Annotated in this window: 19 protein-coding genes; 13 read left to right on the forward strand and 6 right to left on the reverse strand. The window is 69.0% G+C overall.

Annotated features, from left to right (window positions below):
* Positions 1-137 precede the first annotated feature (137 nt).
* Complete coding sequence (locus tag Mth01_RS08725) at positions 138-860, forward strand: metal-dependent hydrolase (RefSeq protein WP_204014180.1); 723 nt, start codon at positions 138-140, stop codon at positions 858-860.
* A 177-nt stretch (positions 861-1,037) separates the two neighbouring features.
* The gene (acnA, locus tag Mth01_RS08730; RefSeq protein ID WP_204014182.1) at positions 1,038-3,821 is read left to right on the forward strand and encodes an aconitate hydratase AcnA; all 2,784 of its coding nucleotides are present in this window, start codon (positions 1,038-1,040) and stop codon (positions 3,819-3,821) included.
* A gap of 68 nt (positions 3,822-3,889) precedes the next feature.
* On the opposite strand, the gene Mth01_RS08735 is transcribed toward acnA, so the two are convergent.
* From Mth01_RS08735 to Mth01_RS08745, 3 genes are read right to left on the reverse strand one after another with little or no spacing between them, the layout of a single operon-like run.
* Entirely contained in the window at positions 3,890-4,081 is a 192-nt protein-coding gene (locus Mth01_RS08735) for a hypothetical protein (protein ID WP_204014185.1), read from the reverse strand.
* 50 nt (positions 4,082-4,131) lie between these two features.
* A complete protein-coding gene (locus Mth01_RS08740; RefSeq protein ID WP_204014187.1) occupies positions 4,132-4,464 on the reverse strand; it encodes a type II toxin-antitoxin system PemK/MazF family toxin in 333 nt (110 codons plus the stop codon).
* On the reverse strand, positions 4,461-4,766 hold the full coding sequence (locus Mth01_RS08745) for a hypothetical protein (protein WP_204014189.1): 306 nt from the start codon (positions 4,764-4,766) through the stop codon (positions 4,461-4,463). Before Mth01_RS08745 ends, Mth01_RS08740 begins: the two co-directional genes overlap by 4 nt.
* Positions 4,767-4,971: 205 nt before the next feature.
* Between Mth01_RS08745 and Mth01_RS08750 the strand changes: the two genes are divergently transcribed.
* The 7 genes from Mth01_RS08750 to Mth01_RS08780 all read left to right on the forward strand — a co-directional run bounded on the left by Mth01_RS08750 (position 4,972) and on the right by Mth01_RS08780 (position 12,291).
* Positions 4,972-5,685, forward strand: a complete 714-nt coding sequence (locus Mth01_RS08750) for a sulfite exporter TauE/SafE family protein (RefSeq protein ID WP_308440778.1) — start codon at positions 4,972-4,974, stop codon at positions 5,683-5,685.
* Positions 5,686-5,787: 102 nt separating this feature from the next.
* Positions 5,788-6,321, forward strand: coding sequence for a 2,4'-dihydroxyacetophenone dioxygenase family protein (locus Mth01_RS08755; RefSeq protein ID WP_204014193.1), 534 nt, complete (start codon positions 5,788-5,790; stop codon positions 6,319-6,321).
* Positions 6,322-6,498: 177 nt separating this feature from the next.
* Positions 6,499-7,467: a helix-turn-helix domain-containing protein gene (locus Mth01_RS08760; RefSeq protein ID WP_204014195.1), complete on the forward strand. Its 969-nt coding sequence runs from the start codon at positions 6,499-6,501 to the stop codon at positions 7,465-7,467.
* A 279-nt stretch (positions 7,468-7,746) separates the two neighbouring features.
* The gene (locus Mth01_RS08765; RefSeq protein WP_204014197.1) at positions 7,747-8,859 is read left to right on the forward strand and encodes a sugar ABC transporter substrate-binding protein; all 1,113 of its coding nucleotides are present in this window, start codon (positions 7,747-7,749) and stop codon (positions 8,857-8,859) included.
* Between the two features lie 127 nt (positions 8,860-8,986).
* Complete coding sequence (locus Mth01_RS08770) at positions 8,987-9,763, forward strand: ATP-binding cassette domain-containing protein (RefSeq protein ID WP_204014199.1); 777 nt, start codon at positions 8,987-8,989, stop codon at positions 9,761-9,763.
* Positions 9,760-11,007, forward strand: coding sequence for a sugar ABC transporter permease (locus tag Mth01_RS08775; protein WP_204014202.1), 1,248 nt, complete (start codon positions 9,760-9,762; stop codon positions 11,005-11,007). The genes Mth01_RS08770 and Mth01_RS08775 overlap by 4 nt, the downstream gene beginning before the upstream one ends.
* A 78-nt stretch (positions 11,008-11,085) precedes the next feature.
* Positions 11,086-12,291 carry an ROK family transcriptional regulator gene (locus Mth01_RS08780; protein WP_204014205.1) on the forward strand — a complete coding sequence of 402 codons (1,206 nt, stop codon included), beginning with the start codon at positions 11,086-11,088 and terminating at the stop codon, positions 12,289-12,291.
* A 24-nt stretch (positions 12,292-12,315) separates the two neighbouring features.
* Here Mth01_RS08780 and Mth01_RS08785 read toward each other — a convergent pair whose 3' ends face one another.
* On the reverse strand, positions 12,316-13,200 hold the full coding sequence (locus Mth01_RS08785) for a neutral zinc metallopeptidase (RefSeq protein ID WP_204014208.1): 885 nt from the start codon (positions 13,198-13,200) through the stop codon (positions 12,316-12,318).
* Positions 13,201-13,357: 157 nt separating this feature from the next.
* Between Mth01_RS08785 and dxs the strand changes: the two genes are divergently transcribed.
* The 4 genes from dxs to Mth01_RS08805 all read left to right on the forward strand — a co-directional run bounded on the left by dxs (position 13,358) and on the right by Mth01_RS08805 (position 17,540).
* The gene (gene dxs / locus Mth01_RS08790) at positions 13,358-15,319 is read left to right on the forward strand and encodes a 1-deoxy-D-xylulose-5-phosphate synthase (RefSeq protein WP_204014211.1); all 1,962 of its coding nucleotides are present in this window, start codon (positions 13,358-13,360) and stop codon (positions 15,317-15,319) included.
* 68 nt (positions 15,320-15,387) lie between these two features.
* The gene (locus tag Mth01_RS08795) at positions 15,388-16,866 is read left to right on the forward strand and encodes an amino acid permease (protein ID WP_275408910.1); all 1,479 of its coding nucleotides are present in this window, start codon (positions 15,388-15,390) and stop codon (positions 16,864-16,866) included.
* Between the two features lie 45 nt (positions 16,867-16,911).
* Positions 16,912-17,121, forward strand: coding sequence for a type II toxin-antitoxin system VapB family antitoxin (locus Mth01_RS08800; RefSeq protein ID WP_239089480.1), 210 nt, complete (start codon positions 16,912-16,914; stop codon positions 17,119-17,121).
* Positions 17,112-17,540 carry a PIN domain nuclease gene (locus Mth01_RS08805; protein WP_204014214.1) on the forward strand — a complete coding sequence of 143 codons (429 nt, stop codon included), beginning with the start codon at positions 17,112-17,114 and terminating at the stop codon, positions 17,538-17,540. Before Mth01_RS08800 ends, Mth01_RS08805 begins: the two co-directional genes overlap by 10 nt.
* On the opposite strand, the gene Mth01_RS08810 is transcribed toward Mth01_RS08805, so the two are convergent.
* Positions 17,533-19,647, reverse strand: coding sequence for a 3-hydroxyacyl-CoA dehydrogenase NAD-binding domain-containing protein (locus Mth01_RS08810; RefSeq protein ID WP_204014216.1), 2,115 nt, complete (start codon positions 19,645-19,647; stop codon positions 17,533-17,535). The two genes, Mth01_RS08805 and Mth01_RS08810, sit on opposite strands and share 8 nt — an antisense overlap.
* On the reverse strand, positions 19,644-20,828 hold the full coding sequence (locus Mth01_RS08815; RefSeq protein ID WP_407695927.1) for a thiolase family protein: 1,185 nt from the start codon (positions 20,826-20,828) through the stop codon (positions 19,644-19,646). Before Mth01_RS08815 ends, Mth01_RS08810 begins: the two co-directional genes overlap by 4 nt.
* Positions 20,829-20,835 lie beyond the last annotated feature (7 nt).

The following is a 20,835-nucleotide window of genomic DNA, read 5'->3' on the forward strand; positions in this document are numbered from 1 at the left end:
TCGTGCTCGCCGGCGGCTCGACACGGCTCGACGTGGCTCGACGCGGCTCGACACGGCGAGGAGGGTGCTCCGTTGCGGATTCGGTGCGGCTTTGCCGTACAGTCACCTGGAGAGATCTTGAAAGCGGTGACGAAGCGATGATGGGGCACTCGCACGCTCTCAGCGGAGCGGCCGTGTGGCTGGCGGCTGCGCCGGCCCTGGTGGCGCTTCCCGACGCCCTGGGGGTGCCGGAGCTCGCCGCGGTGACCGGCGGGGTGCTGACGCCCGCCGAGCTGATCGCGGGCACGTTGGTCTGCGCCGGGGCCGCCATGCTGCCCGACCTCGACCATCCCCACGCCACGATCGCGCAGACCTTCGGCCCGGTGACCTGGCTGCTCAGCAAGGGGGTCAACGTCGTCAGCGGCGGGCACCGGCACGCCACCCACTCGCTGCTGTTCTCCGTCCTCGCCGGGCTGGGCGCTCACCTGCTCGCGGAGCGCTATCCCATCGGGCGCGACATCCTGGTCGTCCTGATGATCGGGCTCGCGCTGCGGGCCGTGGGCGTCGGCGTGCCCCGTAAGACCATCACCTCGGCCCTCGTCAACATGGCGCTCACGGCGGCGACCTTCGTCGTCTTCTTATCGATGGGCGTCACCTACGCGTGGCTCGGCGTCGCGATCGGCGTCGGCTGCCTCGTCCACGTGATCGGCGACTGCCTGACCGAGCGCGGCTGCCCGGTGCTGTGGCCCATCGAGAAGCGGTGGCTGTTGCCGTACGACATCGGGATCAAGACGGGGAAGACCTTTGAGAAGAAGTTCCTCGGCCCGGCCCTGTCGGTCGTGGTGCTCGCGCTCCTCTGTCTGCGGTTGATCCCGGTCTGATCCTATTACTTATCAGTAACTTGATGTCGAGATACCTTGCGCGATATCTTGATGTCGAGACACCTGTCATCTTGTGAAAGTTAGGCAAGCCTTATTGCCGAGCGCGTTCGCGAGGTGCGGCAGGATGACATATCCGAAAACTTGTGACAATCCCGGAAACCTGGGGAGGCGAACTTCGTGTCCGCGAACAGCTTCGGCAGCCGTGACACGCTGCGCGTCGGCGACGCGTCGTACGAGATCTACCGGCTGGACGCCGTCGAGGGGTCGGCGCGCCTCCCGTACAGCCTCAAGATCCTGCTGGAGAACCTGCTGCGCACCGAGGACGGTGCGAACATCACCGCCGACCACATCCGCGCGATCGGCGGCTGGGACCCGGACGCCGCGCCGAGCGTGGAGATCCAGTTCACCCCGGCCCGGGTGATCATGCAGGACTTCACCGGCGTGCCGTGCGTCGTCGACCTCGCCACCATGCGCGAGGCGATGCGCGACCTCGGCGGCGACGCCGGCAGGATCAACCCGCTCGCCCCGGCCGAACTGGTCATCGACCACTCGGTCATCGTCGACTACTTCGGTCACCCGGACGCCTTCCGGCGCAACGTCGAGCGGGAGTACGAGCGCAACCACGAGCGCTACCAGTTCCTGCGCTGGGGCCAGAGCGCGTTCGACGAGTTCAAGGTCGTCCCGCCCGGCACCGGCATCGTCCACCAGGTCAACATCGAGCACCTGGCCCGCGTGGTCATGTTCCGGGGCGGCGTGGCCTACCCCGACACCTGTGTCGGCACCGACTCCCACACCACCATGCAGAACGGCATCGGCGTCCTCGGCTGGGGCGTCGGCGGCATCGAGGCCGAGGCCGCGATGCTCGGTCAGCCGATCTCCATGCTGATCCCCCGGGTGGTCGGATTCAAGCTCACCGGCAAGCTGCCCGCCGGCGCGACCGCCACCGACCTGGTCCTCACCATCACCGAGATGCTGCGTCAGCACGGCGTGGTCGGCAAGTTCGTCGAGTTCTACGGCGAGGGCGTCGCCAGCGTGCCGCTGCCCAACCGCGCCACGATCGGCAACATGAGCCCCGAGTTCGGCTCCACCTGCGCGATCTTCCCGATCGACCGTCAGACGATCGACTACCTCACGCTCACCGGCCGGCCGGCCGAGCAGGTCGCGCTCGTCGAGGCTTACGCCAAGCAGCAGGGCCTGTGGCTCGATGCGGCGGCCCCGGCGGCGGAGGAGGCACGCTACTCGGAGTACATCGAGCTCGACCTGTCCACCGTCGTCCCGTCGATCGCCGGGCCGAAGCGCCCGCAGGACCGCATCGTGCTGTCCGAGGCGAAGGAGGCCTGGCGGGCCGCAGTGCGCAACTACGTGCCCGGCAGCAGCATCCAGGGGCCTGCCGATGAGGCGTCGGCCGAGTCGTTCCCGGCCTCGGACTCCCCGGCGATCTCCCACAGCGAGGTGGGGGACCGGCCGCAGGCCGCCCGGCACAACGGCGGCCGCCCGAACCGGCCGACCCCGGTCACGCTGGCGGACGGCACGTCGTTCGAGGTCGACCACGGCGCCGTGGTGATCGCCGCGATCACCTCCTGCACCAACACGTCGAACCCGTACGTCATGCTCGGCGCGGCCCTGCTGGCCAGGAACGCGGTCGACCGCGGCCTGACCCGCAAGCCGTGGGTGAAGACCTCGCTGGCTCCGGGCTCCCAGGTCGTCACGGGTTACTTCGAGCGCTCGGGGCTGCAGCCGTACCTCGACAAGCTGGGCTTCAACCTGGTCGGCTACGGCTGCACCACGTGCATCGGCAACTCCGGGCCGCTGGACCCGGAGATCTCCGAAGCGGTGCACGCCTCCGATCTCGCGGTGACCGCCGTGCTGTCGGGCAACCGCAACTTCGAGGGCCGGATCAACCCGGACGTCAAGATGAACTACCTCGCCTCCCCGCCGCTCGTCGTGGCGTACGCGCTGGCCGGGACCATGGACATCGACCTCGACAACGAGCCGCTCGGCATCGGCTCCGACGGGAAGCCGGTGTTCCTCAGGGACGTGTGGCCCTCGGCCGACGAGGTCGCCGAGGTGGTGTCGAAGTCGATCGGTCAGGACATGTTCCTGCGGGACTACGCCGACGTGTTCAAGGGCGACGAGCACTGGCGGTCGCTGCCGATCCCGACCGGCGACACCTTCGAGTGGGACGCCGACTCGACCTACGTGCGCAAGGCGCCGTACTTCGACGGCATGCCCGCCTCGCCGGAGCCGGTGACGGACATCGGCGGCGCCCGCGTGCTCGCTCTGCTCGGCGACTCGGTCACCACCGACCACATCTCGCCCGCCGGGTCGATCAAGGCCGACTCGCCGGCCGGTCGCTACCTGCGCGAACACGGCGTCGAGGTGCGGGACTTCAACTCGTACGGCTCCCGCCGGGGCAACCACGAGGTGATGATCCGCGGTACGTTCGCCAACATCCGGCTGCGCAACCTGCTGCTGGAGGGCGTCGAGGGCGGCTTCACCCGGGACTTCACCCGCGAGGGCGAGCAGACGACCATCTACGAGGCGGCGCAGAGCTACGAGGCCGCCGGCGTCCCGCTGGTCATCCTGGCGGGCAAGGAGTACGGCTCGGGCTCGTCGCGTGACTGGGCGGCCAAGGGCACCGCGCTGCTCGGCGTCCGTGCCGTCATCGCCGAGTCCTACGAGCGCATCCACCGGTCGAACCTGATCGGCATGGGTGTGCTGCCGCTGCAGTTCCCCGAGGGCCACAGCGCCGCGTCCCTCGGCCTGACCGGCACGGAGACCTTCGACATCACCGGCGTCGAGGAGCTCAACGCGGGCGACACGCCGGCGACGGTGACCGTCAGGGCTGGTGACGTCGAGTTCCAGGCCGTCGTACGGATCGACACGCCGGGCGAGGCCGACTACTACCGCCACGGCGGCATCATGCAGTACGTCCTGCGCTCCCTGCTCGCCAAGAGCTGAGCGACCGGACATCACGTCTGTAGCCGTCCTGATCGGACCCTCGTCCCCTCAGGACGGCTACGGCATCCCTACGGCTTCTCCCGAACCGTGTAGGCGGGAATGTCATCAGGCTCAGGCCCGTCCGCCGCGGCGTTGTCGAAGAGTTCTGTCTCCGCCAGGTACTCGGCCCAACCCTCGGGGTCCTCACGCTGGATGCGCTCAACTGCCTCACGGAACTCTTGCCGAAACTTCTTGCGCTCGTCATCGGTTACTGGGGCCACGGGTTAACTTCCCTTCCTCGGGTTCCGCCACGTGCGGCCGGAACCTGCGGTCAGACCATTTGCCCCAGGACGTGGAGGACTTCGCCGACGACCTCGGTGGGGGCCTGCCCCAACCGGTATTCAAAACGCATAGGGGAAAGCGATCGGACCTGTTGGACCATCGCCCAACTGGTCTTCCGCAGGCCGGTGGCTCCGGTCGGAACCTCTATGTGGTTGGTCCACCCGCGGTTGCGGGTCGTCAGCGGCACAGCGATGACGAGGCCGAATCCCGCCGCGTGGAAGTCGTCGTTACTGACGATCAGGGCCGGCCGAGGGTAACCCTGCTCTCGACCGACAGGCTCACCGTAGTCGGCGAACCAGATCTCTCCTTGCTTCACCCTCATCTCTCTCCTTGGGGAAAGTCGATGAGTCCCTCCCATTCCGGGGCGATCCGGTGCGTCCTGGATGGCGGTCCGTTGATCTCCTCGACCTCGGCCAGGTAGCCAGCCCAGCCCTCGGGGTCCTCGCGCTTGGTGCGCTCGACCTGCTCACGGACCTTCTCCCAGAACTGCTTCTTTCTGTACTGCTCCACCGCATCGTCGATCACTGCGGTCATGCTTCTTTCCTCCTGTTCAGCGATGTGCGCGATCTTGTCGCGAGTAACGGTGCTGACCCGGATCGACGTGTGCTGTTGCTCGGTGCCCATACAGCTGAGGTTATGTCCGCGTCCGCGTGAGGGCCATGGCTCTGTCCTCGCCCTGAACTCTATAGGCGAGTGATTACTCTCGCAATAGATTTCGATTACTGAGAGTTATTATCCTACTTCGGGAGGGTTTTGGGGGCCGGATGGCCCGGTGCCTGCCGCATGCGGCACACCGTTAAGGTCGGCCGCCATGGGTCATGATTTGGTTTTGTTGCTTGTCGGGGGATTTGCGGTTTTCGCCGGGGCGCTGGTGCAGGGCGGGGTGGGGTTCGGACTGGGCTTGGTCGCCGCTCCTCTGCTGACGTTGCTCGACCCGACGGCCATGCCGGGAGCGATCATGGTGGTCAACGCCACCATGCCCCTGTTCACGCTGGCGGCCGAGTGGCGGCGGGTGGACTGGCGCGGCTTCGGCTTCGCTGTGCTGGGAAGACTGCCGGGCAGCGTCATTGGCGGCTTCGTCGTCGTGTACGTGAGCACGAACGCGCTCGGCGTCGCCGTCGGGGTGATGGTGCTCGTCGCGGTGGCGCTGACCGCCCGCGCGATGGCCGTGCCGCGCAACGGGGTCACTCTGTCGGCGGCCGGGTTCCTGTCCGGTGTCACCGGCACGGCGACCGGCATCGGCGGGCCGCCGATCGCGCTGGTCTACCAGAGCGCCAGGGGTCCGCAGATCAGGGCCACGCTCGCGATGTTCTTCTTCCTGAGCGCGATGCAGTCGATCGCGGTGCTGGCGGTCCTCGGCCGGATGCCGCCGCGCGTCCTCGGCGCGGGAGCGCTGCTGATCCCCTTCGTGGTGGCCGGTTTCGCGGCGTCGGGTCCGCTGCGGCGCTACCTCGACGGCGGCCGTGTCCGGCTCGCGGTCCTCTGCGTCGCCGCCCTGTCCGCCTGCGTGCTCCTCGTCCAGAGCCTGACCGGTTCGCTGTGATGTCCGGAATATGCAAACCGCGATGTCCGGCAGCGGAAAGACGGCCGGGGCCGCGACGGGGTTCACTCTCAGGACCACGATTGTCGTAAGGAGCGTCTGACCATGCCTGAACAGCCGACGACCGAGTTCTGGAGGACCCTCAAGCCGCTGCAGAATTCGCAGAAGCCCGACGCGCTGCCCGAGGTCTACCTCTCCAAGGTCGCAACCGACGACGACCGTTACTACGTGCCGTTCAGCGAGACCGTCGGCTCGCGCCCCCTTTGGATCAACGTCAAGGACAACAGCTGGGCGGACATCCTGCGCGCCAAGGAGGCAGGCCTGGTCAACCGGCACTATCACCCGCACGAGGTGTTCGCGTACACCATCTCGGGCAAGTGGGGTTACCTGGAGCGCGACTGGACCGCCACCGCCGGCGACTTCATCTACGAGGCGCCGGGCGAGGGCCACACGCTGGTCGCCTACGACAGCGGTGAGCCGATGAAGACGTTCTTCATCGTCAAGGGCCCCCTCATCTGGCTCGACGAGAACGGCGACGCCGCGGGCGTCTTCGACGTGCACGACTACATCGCCATGTGCCGCGAGCACTACGAGAAGGTCGGCATCGGCGCCGACTACGTCAACTCGCTGTTCCGCTGATCCTCCACGGCACCGCGCCCTGGGAGAAGAACGCGATGACCTACCCCGAGAGCCGCGTGAGGGCCGCCGTCCGGTAGGGAACTCGCCGCATTCCCGTACGGCCGGGCGGGTGTTATCCGGTGGTCTGATTCCGGACATACTGGTGCGTGGAGCGCCAGATGGTAAGGAGACCCCCTGATGCCCGCGAAGGCCGTCTCCGTGATCTCCCGGGCCACGACCGAGGACGTCGCGCCCGCGGAGCGCGTCCATTTCTGGGAGGAGTACAACCGCAGGGCGCTGGTGGGCCTGTCCTGCAGGTCCTACTCCGATCAGGGCCTGCTGGTCTCGCAGACGAACATCCGGCTCGCCGAGGTACGGCTGGCCGACATCACGGGCAACGCGCACGTCATCGAGCGGACGCCGCAGCTGGCGAAGGCCGCGCCGAAGGACTCGGTCTTCGCCAGCCTGCTGCTCAAGGGCGACGCGGTCTTCTTCCACGGCGGAGGCTGCCTGTCGGCCACAGCCGGTGATCTCGTCGTCTACGACACGCGGCGGCCGTACCTGTTCGGTTTCTCCTCATCGATGCGGCAGATCCTGGTGGACGTCCCCCGAGAGCTGTTCGCCGAGTCGTGTGTGCCCGGCGGGGTTCCCGCGCCGATGCTGCTCGGCAGGGGATCGGCCCGTGAGCGCACGCTCATGTCCGCCCTGCGCTCGCTGCTCGGCGAGCTGGCGGCGATGCGCCGTCGCGACGACGGCCCCGACGAGACCCAGCAGGCCGTGCTCGAGCTGATCCGCCTGCTCACGCTGGAACGGGCGGGCGGCCCGGTGTCGCCGTCGGCCCGACTCATCATCGCCTGGGACCACATCGAGCGGCGCCTGCACGACCCGCTGCTGGACGCCGCGGAGGTCGCCCGCGAGCTCGGGATCTCGGTGCGCCAGCTCGCGCGGGTGTTCGCGGCGGCCGGGACCACCCCCGCGCGCCACATCCTCGATCGGCGACTGGACCGGGCCCGTGCCGAACTCGACGAGGCGGGAAACGCGACGATCGCGGACGTCGCCCACCGTTGGGGCTTCTCCAGTCAGGCCCATTTCGCCCGGGTCTTCCGCGCCCGCTTCGGCCAGACCCCGAGCGAGGCCAGGGCGCTCGCCGTACGCACGGTCGGCTGACGGACCCCGAGCCCGCCGTCGTCGTCACCCATCGGCTCACGGGCCCCTTCAGGCACGCCGCTGTGCGCTCGACGCGCGTTTCTTGATTGTTATGGCAGGCAACAAACGTTACCGTCCTGTGTCTTCTACCGGTGGGCGCCGGAGGCTTACGTTGTCTCAAACAACATTCATTCACACGGTGAGAGCCGCGATCCGGCCATGCCGTACCCCTCCCCATTGACATCCCAGCTATAGGCATCCCAGCTATAGACCCCCAGTCAGAGAAAGGACCCACGCATCATGCGCAAGGGGATCCTCAGCATCGGCGCCGCCGCGGTGCTCACCCTCGGTCTCACCGCCTGCGGGGGCGAGAGCGGTGACACCTCCGCCCAGAGCACCGACGCGGCCTCCGCCGCCCCGGCCAAGGCCGGCAAGGTCGGCGTGATCCTTCCCGACAGCAAGTCGTCGGCCCGGTGGGAGACCGCCGACCGCAAGTACCTCGAGGAGGCCTTCAAAGCGGCGGGTGTCGAGTACGACATCCAGAACGCCCAGGGCGACAAGACCCAGTTCCAGACCATCGCCGACCAGATGATCACTGACGGCGCGACCGTGCTGATGATCGTGAACCTGGACAGCGGCACCGGCAAGGCCGTGCTGGACAAGGCGCAGTCGCAGGGCGTCGCGACCATCGACTACGACCGTCTCACGCTGGGCGGCAGCGCCTCCTACTACGTCTCCTTCGACAACACCAAGGTCGGCACGCTGCAGGGCGAGGGCCTGGTCAAGTGCCTGACCGACAAGAAGGCGGACAAGCCGATCGTCGCCGAGTTGAACGGCTCGCCGACCGACAACAACGCCACGCTGTTCAAGAACGGCTACGACGGCGTGCTGCAGCCGAAGTACGACTCCGGCGAATATGTCAAGGGCCCGGACCAGTCGGTCCCGGAGTGGGACAACACCCAGGCCGGCACGATCTTCGAGCAGATGCTGACCCAGGAGCCCAAGATCGCCGGCGTGCTCGCCGCGAACGACGGTCTGGGCAACGCCGCCATCGCCGTGCTGAAGAAGCAGAAGCTCAACGGCAAGGTCCCGGTCACCGGCCAGGACGCCACCGTGCAGGGCCTGCAGAACATCCTCGCCGGCGACCAGTGCATGACCGTCTACAAGGCGATCAAGAAGGAGGCCGACGCCGCCGCCCAGCTCGCCGTGGCGCTCGCCAAGGGGGAGAAGCCTGCCGCGAGCGGCTCGGTCAAGGACACCGAGAGCGGCCGGGACGTGCCCTCGGTGCTGCTCGATCCGCAGGCCATCTTCTTCGACAGCGTCAAGGACGTCGTGGCCGACGGATTCGTGAGCAAGGACGAGCTGTGCACCGGCGAGCTCGCCGCCAAGTGCACCGAGGCCGGCATCGGCTAGCCGTCCCCCGGGCCGTGTCCCGTGGATCTTCGCCGTAGCGAGGGTCCACCGGACACTCCCTCGGCGGGGCGCCGTCACGGCGCCCCGCCCGACGCACGTCCCCCCTTATCCAATGGAGTAGCTCATCGTGTCCCAGGGACCGATCCTGGAGCTGCGCGGCATCAACAAGAGCTTCGGCCCCGTGCAGGTCCTTCACGATGTCGCCTTCTCGGCCCATGCCGGAGAGGTGACCGCACTCGTCGGCGACAACGGCGCAGGAAAGTCCACGCTGGTGAAATGCGTCGGGGGCATTCACCAGATCGACTCCGGGGAGTATTTCTTCGAAGGCCGGAAGGTTCAGGTGCACGGTCCCCGGGATGCCGCTGAGCTGGGTGTCGAGATCGTCTACCAGGACCTCGCGCTCTGCGACAACCTCGACATCGTGCAGAACATGTTCCTGGGCCGCGAGCGCAGGAGCGGCCTGGTCCTGGACGAGGCCGGCATGGAGGAGATGGCGGCGAAGACCCTGGAGGGGCTGTCGGTCCGCACGGTCAAGTCGCTCCGCCAGCACGTCTCCAGTCTCTCCGGAGGACAGCGGCAGACGGTGGCCATCGCCAAGGCCGTGCTGTGGAACAGCAAGGTCGTGATCCTGGACGAGCCGACGGCCGCCCTCGGCGTGGCGCAGACGGCGCAGGTTCTGGAGCTGGTCCGGCGCCTGGCCGACAACGGGCTCGCCGTGGTGCTCATCTCCCACAACATGAACGACGTGTTCGCGGTGTCCGACCGGATCGCGGCGCTCTACCTGGGCCGGATGGCCGCCCAGACCAAGACCTCCGAGGTGACCCACTCGCAGGTCGTCGAACTCATCACCTCCGGGCGCAGCGGAGAGCTCGGGCTCGGGAACGGCAACGGAGCGACATCATGACAACGGAAACGCTCCCCGAGCAGCGGGCCTCCGACTCCAGGGTCGGCGGCCACCTCAGGAACTACTTCGAGCGGGTGCGCGGCGGCGAACTCGGGGCCCTGCCCGCCGTGTTCGGCCTGGTCGTGCTGTGCGTGATCTTTTCGGTGCTGCGGCCGGCCTTCCTGTCGGCGATCAACTTCGCCAACCTGTTCACCCAGGGCGCGGCGGTCACCGTCATCGCGATGGGCCTGGTCTTCGTGCTGCTGCTCGGCGAGATCGACCTGTCGGCGGGTTTCGCCAGCGGTGTCTGCGCGGCGGTGCTCGCCGTACTGCTCACGCTGGAGGGCTGGCCGTGGTACCTGGCCGTGCTGGCCGCCATGCTCACCGGCGTGTTGATCGGGCTGGCGCTCGGCTCGCTGGTGGCGAAGCTGGGCATCCCCTCGTTCGTCGTCACGCTGGCCGCGTTCCTCGCATTCCAGGGCGTCGTGCTGCTGCTGGTCAAGAACGGGACGAACATCTCCATCCAGGACGGCACGATCCTCGCGATCGCCAACAACAACGTGCCGCCGTTGCTGGGTTGGGCCGGTGCGGTCGTGGGCGTGGCGGCCTACGCCGTCATCCAGATCACGCAGGCGCGCCGCCGGACGGGGCGCGGCCTGGTCGCCGACCCGATGAGCGTGATCGGGTTCCGTGTCGCGGCGCTCGCCGCGGTCGCCGGCGTGGCGGTCTACGTGCTGAACCTGGAGCGCAGCCGCAACGCCGCGATCGTCTCGCTCAAGGGCGTGCCCATCGTGGTCCCCCTGATCGTGCTGCTGTTGATCGTCTGGACGTTCGTGCTGCGCAGGACCGCGTACGGCAGGCACATCTACGCCGTCGGCGGCAACGCGGAGGCGGCCCGCCGGGCCGGCATCGACGTCGACCGCATCCGCATCTCCGCCTTCGTCATCTGCTCGTTCATGGCCTCGGTCGGCGGCATCATCGCCGCGTCCCGCGCCAACTCCGTCGACCCCAACACGGGCGGCAGCAACGTGCTGCTGTTCGCCGTCGGCGCGGCCGTCATCGGCGGCACCAGCCTGTTCGGCGGCAGGGGGCGCGCGCTCGACGCCGTCCTCGGCGGCGCGGTCGTGGCGGTGATCGAGAACGGCATGGGCCTCATGGGCTACAGTGCGGGCGTCAAGTTCGCCGTGACCGGGTCCGTACTGCTGCTCGCGGCGAGCGTGGACGCGCTGTCGAGGAAGCGAGCGGCGGCCGGCGGCCGACGATGACCGGGTCCGGCCCCCGCTAAAGTGATCTTCGACTCGACTTGACCGACCCGACCCCCACGGAATCCGAGGCTGGCCATGATGCGCGCAGGTCCCTCCCAGGAGGAGATCCGCAAGCACAACCTCGGCACGCTGCTGCGCCACGTCCATCTGGCGGGGCCGACGTCGCGGGCGGAGTTGACCAACCTCATGGGGCTGAACCGCAGCACCATCATGGCGCTCACCGCGGACCTCACGGCGGCGGGCCTGGTACGCGAGGAGCTGCCGAGGGACACCGGCCGAGCCGGACGGCCCTCCCTGGTGGTGCTGCCCGAGTCGGCGCGGGTCCACGTGCTCGCCTTCGACGTCGGCGTCGACCGGTTGGTCGCGGCCCGAGTCGGCCTCGGCGGAGTGATCCTGGACCGCCGCCAGATGGTCCGGCCGCGCCACGGGTTCGAGATGGAGGAGGTCGTCGCCGCCCTCGCCGGGTTCGCCAGGCAGATGCGCCGCAGGATCGGGCCCGACTCGGTCTGCGTGGGGGCGGCGGCCGCGATCTGCGGAGCCGTCGGCCGTACGGACGGAGTCGTGCGGTTCGCGCCGAACATCGGCTTCGAGGACGCGCCGTTCGGAGAGGAACTGACGAAACGGCTGGAGATCGGCCTGGACGTCGCGGTCGGCAACGACGGGAACCTGGGTGCGCTCGCCGAGCAGTCGCGGGGCGTCGGCGTCGGTTGCCGCGACCTCATCTACCTGCACGGTGACGTGGGCATCGGCGGCGGGATCATGGCAAACGGTCGGTTGCTGGGCGGCCTGGGCGGTTACGGCGGCGAAGTCGGTCACATGATCATAAATCCGGGGGGCCGGCTGTGCGCGTGCGGATCCCGCGGCTGCCTGGAGGCCGAGGTCGGGGAGCGCGCCTTGATGGAGCACGCCGGCCGGTACGGCCAGGCCATCGGAGGCGAGGCCGTGCGCGTGGTGGTCGACGCCGCCGACCGCGGCGACGTGGGAGCGCAGGACGCCCTGCACCGGGTGGGCGACTGGCTCGGCCTCGGCGTCGCCAACCTCGTCAAGATCTTCAATCCGGAGATGGTGATCTTCGGCGGGGTGTTGAGGGAGCTCTATCTGGGCGCTGCCGCCCAGATCCGGACGCAGATCAACACCACGACCCTGACCGCCTCCAGGGAGCGGCTCCGGCTGCGCACGTCGGCGCTGGGCGACGACGCCACCCTGGTGGGGGCCGCCGAGCTGGCTTTCGCCCAGGTGCTCGCCGACCCCCTGGAGGCGCTGGCGCGCGTGGCGCCCGCGTAGGTGCGGCGCCCCGCGTGGGCGCCGTCAGGTGACGCGGGACGCGGGGGCGCTGAAGGTGTTGCAGGCGTGCGGGCCGTTGGCCAGCCAGCCGCGCTTCAGCCAGTAGCGGATGTTCTTGGTCGTGCCGTGAAGCTTGTCTCCCATGATCCAGTCGAGTTGCTTGTCGAAGTCGACCTGGTCGCGCCCCAGGGAGCTCCAGACGCTGCCGATGAACGCGCCGGAGAAGCACTCGGCCTGCAGTTCGATGCGGCGGGTCATCGCGTAGACCTGCCGCTTGCTCGCCTTGCGCAGCTGCCGGTTGGCCGCGGTGAAGACGCCCGCGCGGTCCTGGGCGTAGTGCCCGTACTCGTGGGCGATCACGGTGAACAGGTTGAACTCGTTCGGGTCGGCGAGCTGGTACTTCGACACCATGATCCACATGGTCTTGTCGAGCAGGCAGTACATGCCGGCGGCGTAGTTCGCCGGGTACGTGCCGCAGCCGGTTTTCACGCCGCGGGTGATGTAGCGGACCTTCGGCGGTGAGAACGGCAGCCGGGCCTGGCGGAACTCCTCGGTCCATGAAACGTTGAGACAGTCGAGGAGGTGGTCGAGGTAGACCCGGTAGCTGTCGAGGTCGTCGGGACTGCGGCTCAGCTCCTTACAGTCGGGGAAGTCGAATTCCCCCGTCTTGTACAGGGGATTGCCGATGAGGGCGTTGCCCCGTGCGGCCGACTGGGCGGCGGACTGGGTGGTCGACTGCGTGGTTGACTGAGCGCTCGACTGGACGGTCGATCGGACGGCGGCCTCGGCCGGAGCCGACAGGGAGAACGCGGCGACCACGGCCGTGACCGCGGCGACGATCGGGCGAAGGCCTGCGCGAATCGTCGTCGGGCGTCTCCGGCGGGCAGAGAGTCGAAGGGTTTCGGGCACGAGATCAGAAGCGTAGGGCAGAAGGGACGGAAGGGTAAAGCGGAATCAATGGGATACGCGGTAGGTATGTCAAGATTCAGCGCAGTCCCTGGGGTGGTGAGCGCTCCCGCGAATTAGACTGCGTGTCTGTTCGACGGCGAGCGGGAGAGGAAGACTGGTGGGGATTCTGGAGACGATCAAGGACCCGCTCGACGTGAAGCGACTGGAGGCCGGTGACCTCCCCCAGTTGGCCGCGGAGATCCGCGAGTCGCTGGTCGGCTCCGTGGCGCGGTCCGGCGGCCACCTCGGTCCCAACCTCGGCGTCGTGGAACTGACCATCGCCCTGCACCGGGTCTTCGACTCGCCGCGCGACCCCGTCCTCTTCGACACCGGCCACCAGGCGTACGTCCACAAGATGCTGACGGGCCGGGCCGGCGACTTCGACACGCTCCGCCAGGAGGGCGGGCTGTCGGGCTATCCGAGCCGGGCCGAGTCCGAGCACGACTTCATCGAGAACTCCCACGCCTCAACAGCCCTGTCCTACGCCGACGGCCTCGCCAAGGCCTTCCGCCTGCGCGGTGAGACCGGCCGCACGGCCGTCGCGGTGATCGGCGACGGCGCGCTCACCGGCGGCATGGCCTGGGAGGCGCTGAACAACATCGCGGCACACCGGGACCTGCCGCTGATCGTCGTGGTCAACGACAACGGCCGCTCCTACTCGCCGACCATAGGCGGTCTCGCCTCGCACCTGTCGTCGCTGCGCATGACCCAGGGCTACGAGCACGCGCTCGAACTGGTGAAGAACAACCTCGGCAGGGTGCCGGTGGTCGGTCCTCCCCTGTACGAGACGCTGCACGGCATCAAGAAGGGCGTCAAGGACATCCTGACGCCGCAGGTCATGTTCGAGGACCTGGGGCTGAAGTACGTCGGCCCGATCGACGGCCACGACGAGGCGGCCGTGGAGTCCGCGCTGCGCCGGGCCAGGGCGTTCGGCGGGCCGGTCATCGTGCACGTGCTCACCCGAAAGGGGCACGGCTACGCGCACGCGGAGAACCACTACGAGGACTGCTTCCACGGGCCGGGCCCCTTCGATCCGGTCACCGGAGAGGAGCGGCCCAAGCCGCACGGCTGGACCAACGTGTTCAGCGAGGAGGTGGTGCGGCTCGGCGCGGAGCGGGACGACATCGTGGCCATCACCGCGGCGATGCTGCACCCCGTCGGGCTCGCCTCCTTCGCCGCGGCCTACCCCGACCGCATCTACGACGTCGGCATCGCCGAGCAGCACGCGCTGACCAGCGCCGCCGGGCTGGCCATGGGCGGCCTGCATCCGGTCGTGGCGCTCTACGCGACCTTCCTCAACCGGGCCTTCGACCAGCTCCTGATGGACGTGGCGCTGCACCGGCTGCCCGTCACCGTCGCGCTCGACCGCTCCGGGGTGACCGGCGACGACGGGCCGAGCCACAACGGGATGTGGGACCTGTCGATCCTTCAGGTCATCCCCGGGTTGCGGGTCGCCGTGCCCCGTGACGCCGTACGGCTGCGCGAACTGCTGGCCGAGGCCGTCGCGGTGGACGACGGTCCCACGGTGGTGCGCTATCCCAAGGGGGCCGTGCCGCCCGAGGTCGAGGCCGTCGGCCGGCTCGGCGGCATGGACGTGCTGCGCTTCGACGGCGCTGACGCGCGGGCGGCCGGGGGAGCGGACGTTCTGCTCATCGCCGTCGGTCCGATGGCCGGGGCGTGCGTGGAGGCGGCGGCCCTGCTCGACGCCCAGGGCATCTCGGCCACGGTGGTCGATCCGCGCTGGGTCAAACCACTGGACGAGGCGCTTGTCGAGGCCGCGGCCGCGCACAAGCTGGTGGCGGTGGTGGAGGACAACGGCCGGGTCGGCGCGGTCGGCGACGCCGTCGCCCGCCTGCTGCGCGACGCCGATCTCGACGTGCCGGTGCGCACGTACGGCATCCCGCAGCGGTTCCTCGACCACGCCAAGCGGCCGAAGATCCTGTCCGAGATCGGGCTCACCGGGCAGGGCATCGCCAGGAAGATCACCGAAGCGGTGGCGCGGCGCGTTCCGGCGTTGGAGGACCAGCGCTCGCCTATCCTGGAGGGCCAACCTGCACGACAGGCCCAGTCGACGGATTGACAAATCACGAGTAAAACCTCCAGTTTCCGGGAAGTCTGCAGGTCACCGACCCAATGAGGAGCCTGCGGATGAGCGTTTTCCGGACGAAACCGGTTGAGCAGTCCATAGCTGACGCCGAGGACGGCGAGCACCGGTTGAGACGGAGCCTGTCCGCCCTCGATCTGACCGTTTTCGGCGTCGGCGTCATCGTCGGCACCGGGATCTTCGTGCTGACCGGCGTGGCCGCGCGTCAGGCGGCCGGCCCGGCGGTCGCGATCTCCTTCTTGATCGCGGCCGTCGTGTGCGGCCTGGCGGCGCTGTGTTACGCGGAGTTCGCCTCCACCGTCCCGGTGGCCGGCTCGGCCTACACGTTCTCCTACGCGACGATCGGGGAGTTCCCGGCCTGGATCATCGGCTGGGACCTGATGCTGGAGCTCGCCCTCGGCGGTGCGGTGGTGGCCGCCGGCTGGTCGGGCTACTTCACGTCCCTGCTCAAGAACTTCGGGATCTACCTGCCGGACTCGATCGCCGGCGACCACGCGGTCGTCAACGTGCCGGCGGCGGCGATCGTGCTGCTGCTGACCGCCGTCCTGGTCGCCGGGATCAAGATGTCCGCCCGCTTCAACGGCGTCATGGTGGCGGTCAAGCTGGTGGTGGTCCTGCTCGTGATCGCGGCCGGCCTGTTCTTCGTGAAGGGCGAGAACTACCGGCCCTTCATCCCGCCGCCCCACGAGATCCCGGCCGGCCACGGGCTGTCGGCGCCGCTCATCCAGGTCGTGTTCGGTGTGACGCCGGTGGCGTACGGGGTCTTCGGCGTCTTCACCGCGGCCGCGCTGGTGTTCTTCGCCTACATCGGCTTCGACGTCGTCGCCACCGCGGCGGAGGAGACCCGTGATCCGCAGCGCGACCTGCCGATCGGCATCATCGCCTCGCTCGCCGTCTGCACGCTGCTCTATGTCGCGGTCTCGCTGGTGGTCGTCGGCATGCAGCACTACTCCACGCTCAGCGAGTCGGCGCCGCTGGCCGACGCCTTCCGCGCCGTCGGGAAGCCCTGGATCGCCACGACGATCAGCGTCGGCGCCATCGCCGGGCTCACCACGGTCGTGATGATCCTCATGCTGGGCCAGAGCAGGGTGCTGTTCGCCATGTGCCGCGACAACCTCCTGCCGCGTTCCCTCGCCCGGGTCCACCCCCGGTTCCGCACGCCCTACCGGATCACGATCGTCATCGGATGCGCGACCGCGCTGCTCGCCGCGCTGATCCCGCTCAGCGCGATCGCGCAGCTCGTCAACATCGGCACGCTGTTCGCGTTCATCGTGGTCGCGATCGCCGTGGTGATCCTCCGCCGGACCCGGCCCGACCTGCCGCGCGCGTTCCGCACACCGTGGGTGCCGGTCGTGCCCGCCCTGTCGGTGCTCGCCTCGCTCTACCTGATGCTCAACCTGCCGGTCGAGACGTGGCTGCGGTTCCTCGTCTGGATGATCATCGGCTCCGGTGTCTACTTCCTGTACGGCTACCGCCGCAGCCGCGTCTCCGCCACCGCACCGGAGCCGGCCCTCGAAACCTGAGCGCACGCGGGTATATATTTGTATATACATAGGGGAGGTGGCTGCATGAAGACCGTGATCGACCTGGACACCGAGTTGACCGAGGCCGCCGCCGAGGTGCTCGGTACCAAGACCAAGAAGGAGACGATCCACGCGGCGCTGCGAGCGGCGGTGGATGCGGCGCGTAGAAAGCGCGAGCGCCAGCAAAGGCTGATCAACAGCCTGGGTTCTCCCGACATCGCTGATGACGAGGTGATGGACGGGGCATGGCGTTGAGCGAGGTCTACCTCGTCGACAAGAGTGCCCTCGCCCGTGCCGAAAGGAACGATACGGCCAGGAAGGCGTTCCTTGCCCTTGACGAGGTGGGCGTCCTGGCAACGTGCGCGATCATCGATCTCGAAGTCGGCTATAGCAGCCGCAATCTCGCCGAGTTCGATGCGATCGCCACTGATCGCCGGGAGCTCTATCTGGACCTGCCCATCACACGTGCGGTCTGCGTGCGTGCCAGGCAGGTCCAGCGCGAGTTGGTCAAGCGCGGCCAGCACCGCGGGCCGGGCGTCTCCGACCTGGTGATCGCCGCGTGTGCCGAGTTGAACGACGCGGTCGTCGTGCACTACGACCGGGACTTCGACACCATCGCGGCGTTCACGGGGCAGAAGGTCCGCTGGCTGGTGCCCGCGGGTTCCGTTAACTGACAGATATCGGGACGGAGGCCGTCCCAGGATCCAGGAAGCGGGAGCCGGTGACCTCCTCGGAGATGCCGGTCCGGTCCAGGTACGGCGTGACGCCGCCGGTGTGGAACGGCCAGCCGGCGCCGAGGATCATGCACAGGTCGATGTCCTGCGCGGCCGACACCACGCCCTCGTCGAGCATGAGCCTGATCTCCTGGGCCAGCGCCCGCAGCGCGCGCAGCCGCACCTCCTCGCCGGTCGAGGGGGACGAGCCGCCCTCGAACAGTGCCCGCGCCTCGGGGTCGATCTGGAAGTCGGCCCCGTAGACGCCGGGCCTGCCCGCCGCGACCAGCTTGGCCAGGTTCTCCGACACCGAGAAGCGGTCGGGGAACGCCGCGTGCATGGTCTCGGCGACGTGCAGCGCGACGGCCGGGCCGACGAGCTGGAGCAGCGCGAACGGCGTCATGGGCAGGCCGAGGGAGTCGAGGGCGTGGTCGGCGACCTCCAGCGGGGTGCCCTCGTCGACCGCCGCGATGACCTCGCCCATGAACCGGGTGAGCAGCCGGTTGACGACGAACGCTGGGGCGTCCTCGACCAGAACGGATGACTTCTTCAGCGACTTGCCGACCGCGAAGGCGGTGGCCAGCGTCGCGTCGTCGGTGGCGGCGCCGCGCACGATCTCCAGCAGGGGCAGTACGGCCACCGGGTTGAAGAAGTGGAAACCGACCACCCGCTCGGGGTGGCGCAGCTCCGCGGCCATCTCCGTGATCGACAGCGACGAGGTGTTGGTGGCGAGCACGCAGGTCTGCGAGACCACCTCCTCGACCTCGGCGAACACCTTCCGCTTCACCCCGAGGTCCTCGAACACGGCCTCGATGACGAAGTCCGCGTCGGCGAAGGCGTCCTTGGTCAGCGACCCGGTGACCAGGCCCTTCAGCCGGCCCGCCTGGTCGGCGGAGATCCTGCCCTTGGCGTGCAGCTTGTCCACCTCGGCGTGCACGTAGCCGACGCCCCTGTCCAGGCGCTCCTGATCGAGGTCGGTCAGCACGACCGGCACCTCCAGCCGCCGCGCGAACAGCAGCGCGAGCTGCGAGGCCATCAGCCCGGCGCCGACCACGCCGACCTTGGTGACCGGCCGGGCCAGCGCCCTGTCGGGCGCCCCCGCCGGCCGCTTGGCGCGCCGCTGGACCAGGTCGAAGGAGTACAGCCCGGCCCGCAGCTCGTCCCCCATGAGCAGGTCGGCCAGCGCCTCGTCCTCGGCGGCGAAGCCCCCGTCGCGCGAGGCCGTACGGGCCAGCGCGATGAGGTCGAGCGCCCGGTAGGGCGCCGGGGAGGCGCCACGCAGCTTCAGATCGACGAGCGTGCGGGCCTGTTCGATCACCGGTGCCCAATCGGCCTCGGCGTGCGCGGCGCGCGCGACGGTCACCTCGCCCAGCAGCACCCGGGCGGCCCAGCGCAGCGACTCCTCCAGGAAGTCGGCGGGCTCGAACATCGCGTCGGCGACGCCCAGCTCGAACGCGTCGCGGCCCTTGATCGTGCGGTTCTGCGACAGCGGGTTCTCGATGATGAGCTTGATGGCCTTCTCCGGGCCGATCAGGCGCGGGAGCAGCTGGGTGCCGCCCCAGCCGGGGACCAGGCCGAGGAAGCATTCGGGCAGCGCGATCGCGGGGACGCCGGACGAGACGGTGCGGTATGTACAGTGCAGCGCGATCTCCAGCCCGCCGCCCATCGCCGCGCCGTTGACGAACGCGAACGACGGCACGCCGAGCTCGCCGAGCCGACGGAAGACGTGGTGGCCCAGCGCGCCGATCGCGTGTGCCTCCTCGCGGGTGGCGAGCTCGGCCGCGCCCTTGAGGTCGGCTCCGACCGCGAAGATGAACGGCTTGCCGACGACGCCCACGGCCGCGATGCCGGACCTGGCCACTATGCCGTCCAGCGCCTCGTTCAGCGCGATCAGGCCATGCGGGCCGAACGTGTTGGGCTTGGTGTGGTCGAAGCCGTTGTCGAGCGTGATCAGCGCCATCGTGCCCGCGCCGTACGGAAGCTCGACGTCGCGGACGAGCGCCCTGGTGACGACCTCGTCAGCGCTCTTCCCGGTGAGGAGGGACTTCAGGTTCTCGAGGTTGCTCATGCCATGTTCTCCCAGATGACCGTGCCGCCCATGCCCATGCCGACGCACATCGTCGTGATGCCGTACCTGACGTCCGGACTGTCGGCGAAGTGGCGCGAGAGCTGGGTCATCAGCCGAACGCCGGACGACGCGAGCGGGTGGCCGAACGCGATCGCGCCGCCCCAGGGGTTGACGCGCGGGTCGTCGTCGGCGATGCCGAAGTGCTCGAGGAAGGCGAGCACCTGTACGGCGAACGCCTCGTTGATCTCGAAGAGACCGATGTCGTCGATGGTCAACCCGGCCAGGCGCAGCGCGCGTTCCGTGGACGGGATCGGACCGATGCCCATGACCTCGGGGTCCACGCCGGCGAAGGCGTAGGAGACCAGCCGCATCCGCGGGGTCAGCCCCAGCTCCCCGGCGACCTCCTCGGCGGCCACCAGGCAGCCGGTGGCGCCGTCGTTGAGGCCCGCGGCGTTGCCCGCCGTGACCCTGCCGTGCGCGCGGAAGGGGGTCTTCAGCGTGCGCAGGCCCTCCAGTGTCGTGCCGGGCCGGGGTGGCTCGTCGGCCGTCGCCAGGCCCCAGCCCTCGGCGGCCTTGCGGGTCGCCATCGGCACCAGGTCGTGCTGGATCCTGCCGTCGGCGTACGCCTTGGCTACCTTCTCCTGGGAGGCGACGGCGTACGCGTCGGCGCGCTCCTTGGTGATCGACGGGTAGCGGTCGTGCAGGTTCTCCGCGGTCATGCCCATGATCAGGGCCGAGCCGTCGACGAGCCGCTCGGACAGGAAGCGCGGGTTGGGGTCGACGCCCTCGCCCATCGGATGGCGACCCATATGCTCGACGCCGCCGGCGATGGCCACATCGTAGGCGCCGAAGGAGATGCCGCCGGCCACGTTGGTGACGGCGGTCATGGCGCCGGCGCACATCCGGTCGATGGCGTAGCCGGGCACCGATTTGGGCAGGCCGGCGAGCACGGCGGCCGACCGGCCGATGGTCAGGCCCTGGTCGCCGATCTGGGTGGTCGCCGCGATGGCGACCTCGTCCACCCGCTCGGGCGGGAGGGCAGGATTGCGCCGCATCAGCTCACGGATGACGCGGACTACCAGGTCGTCGGCACGCGTCTCGGCGTACAGGCCCTTGGGGCCCGACTTGCCGAAAGGCGTCCGAACGCCGTCGACGAAGACGACTTCACGGGACGCAGGCACCATTCGC

The organism is Sphaerimonospora thailandensis, assembly GCF_016863115.1.
GTDB classification, from domain to species: Bacteria; Actinomycetota; Actinomycetes; order Streptosporangiales; family Streptosporangiaceae; genus Sphaerimonospora; species Sphaerimonospora cavernae.

Bases quoted from the DNA above. Each gene is read 5' to 3' on its own strand.
- Mth01_RS08800 (WP_239089480.1), top strand. From the start codon at position 16,912: ATGAAGACCGTGATCGACCTGGACACCGAGTTGACCGAGGCCGCCGCC.
- Mth01_RS08725 (WP_204014180.1), top strand. From the start codon at position 138: ATGATGGGGCACTCGCACGCTCTCAGCGGAGCGGCCGTGTGGCTGGCG.
- Mth01_RS08775 (WP_204014202.1), top strand. From the start codon at position 9,760: ATGACAACGGAAACGCTCCCCGAGCAGCGGGCCTCCGACTCCAGGGTC.
- Mth01_RS08805 (WP_204014214.1), top strand. From the start codon at position 17,112: ATGGCGTTGAGCGAGGTCTACCTCGTCGACAAGAGTGCCCTCGCCCGT.
- Mth01_RS08795 (WP_275408910.1), top strand. From the start codon at position 15,388: ATGAGCGTTTTCCGGACGAAACCGGTTGAGCAGTCCATAGCTGACGCC.
- Mth01_RS08810 (WP_204014216.1), bottom strand. From the start codon at position 19,647: ATGAGCAACCTCGAGAACCTGAAGTCCCTCCTCACCGGGAAGAGCGCT.
- Mth01_RS08765 (WP_204014197.1), top strand. From the start codon at position 7,747: ATGCGCAAGGGGATCCTCAGCATCGGCGCCGCCGCGGTGCTCACCCTC.
- Mth01_RS08780 (WP_204014205.1), top strand. From the start codon at position 11,086: ATGCGCGCAGGTCCCTCCCAGGAGGAGATCCGCAAGCACAACCTCGGC.
- Mth01_RS08755 (WP_204014193.1), top strand. From the start codon at position 5,788: ATGCCTGAACAGCCGACGACCGAGTTCTGGAGGACCCTCAAGCCGCTG.
- Mth01_RS08745 (WP_204014189.1), bottom strand. From the start codon at position 4,766: ATGGGCACCGAGCAACAGCACACGTCGATCCGGGTCAGCACCGTTACT.
- Mth01_RS08740 (WP_204014187.1), bottom strand. From the start codon at position 4,464: ATGAGGGTGAAGCAAGGAGAGATCTGGTTCGCCGACTACGGTGAGCCT.
- Mth01_RS08760 (WP_204014195.1), top strand. From the start codon at position 6,499: ATGCCCGCGAAGGCCGTCTCCGTGATCTCCCGGGCCACGACCGAGGAC.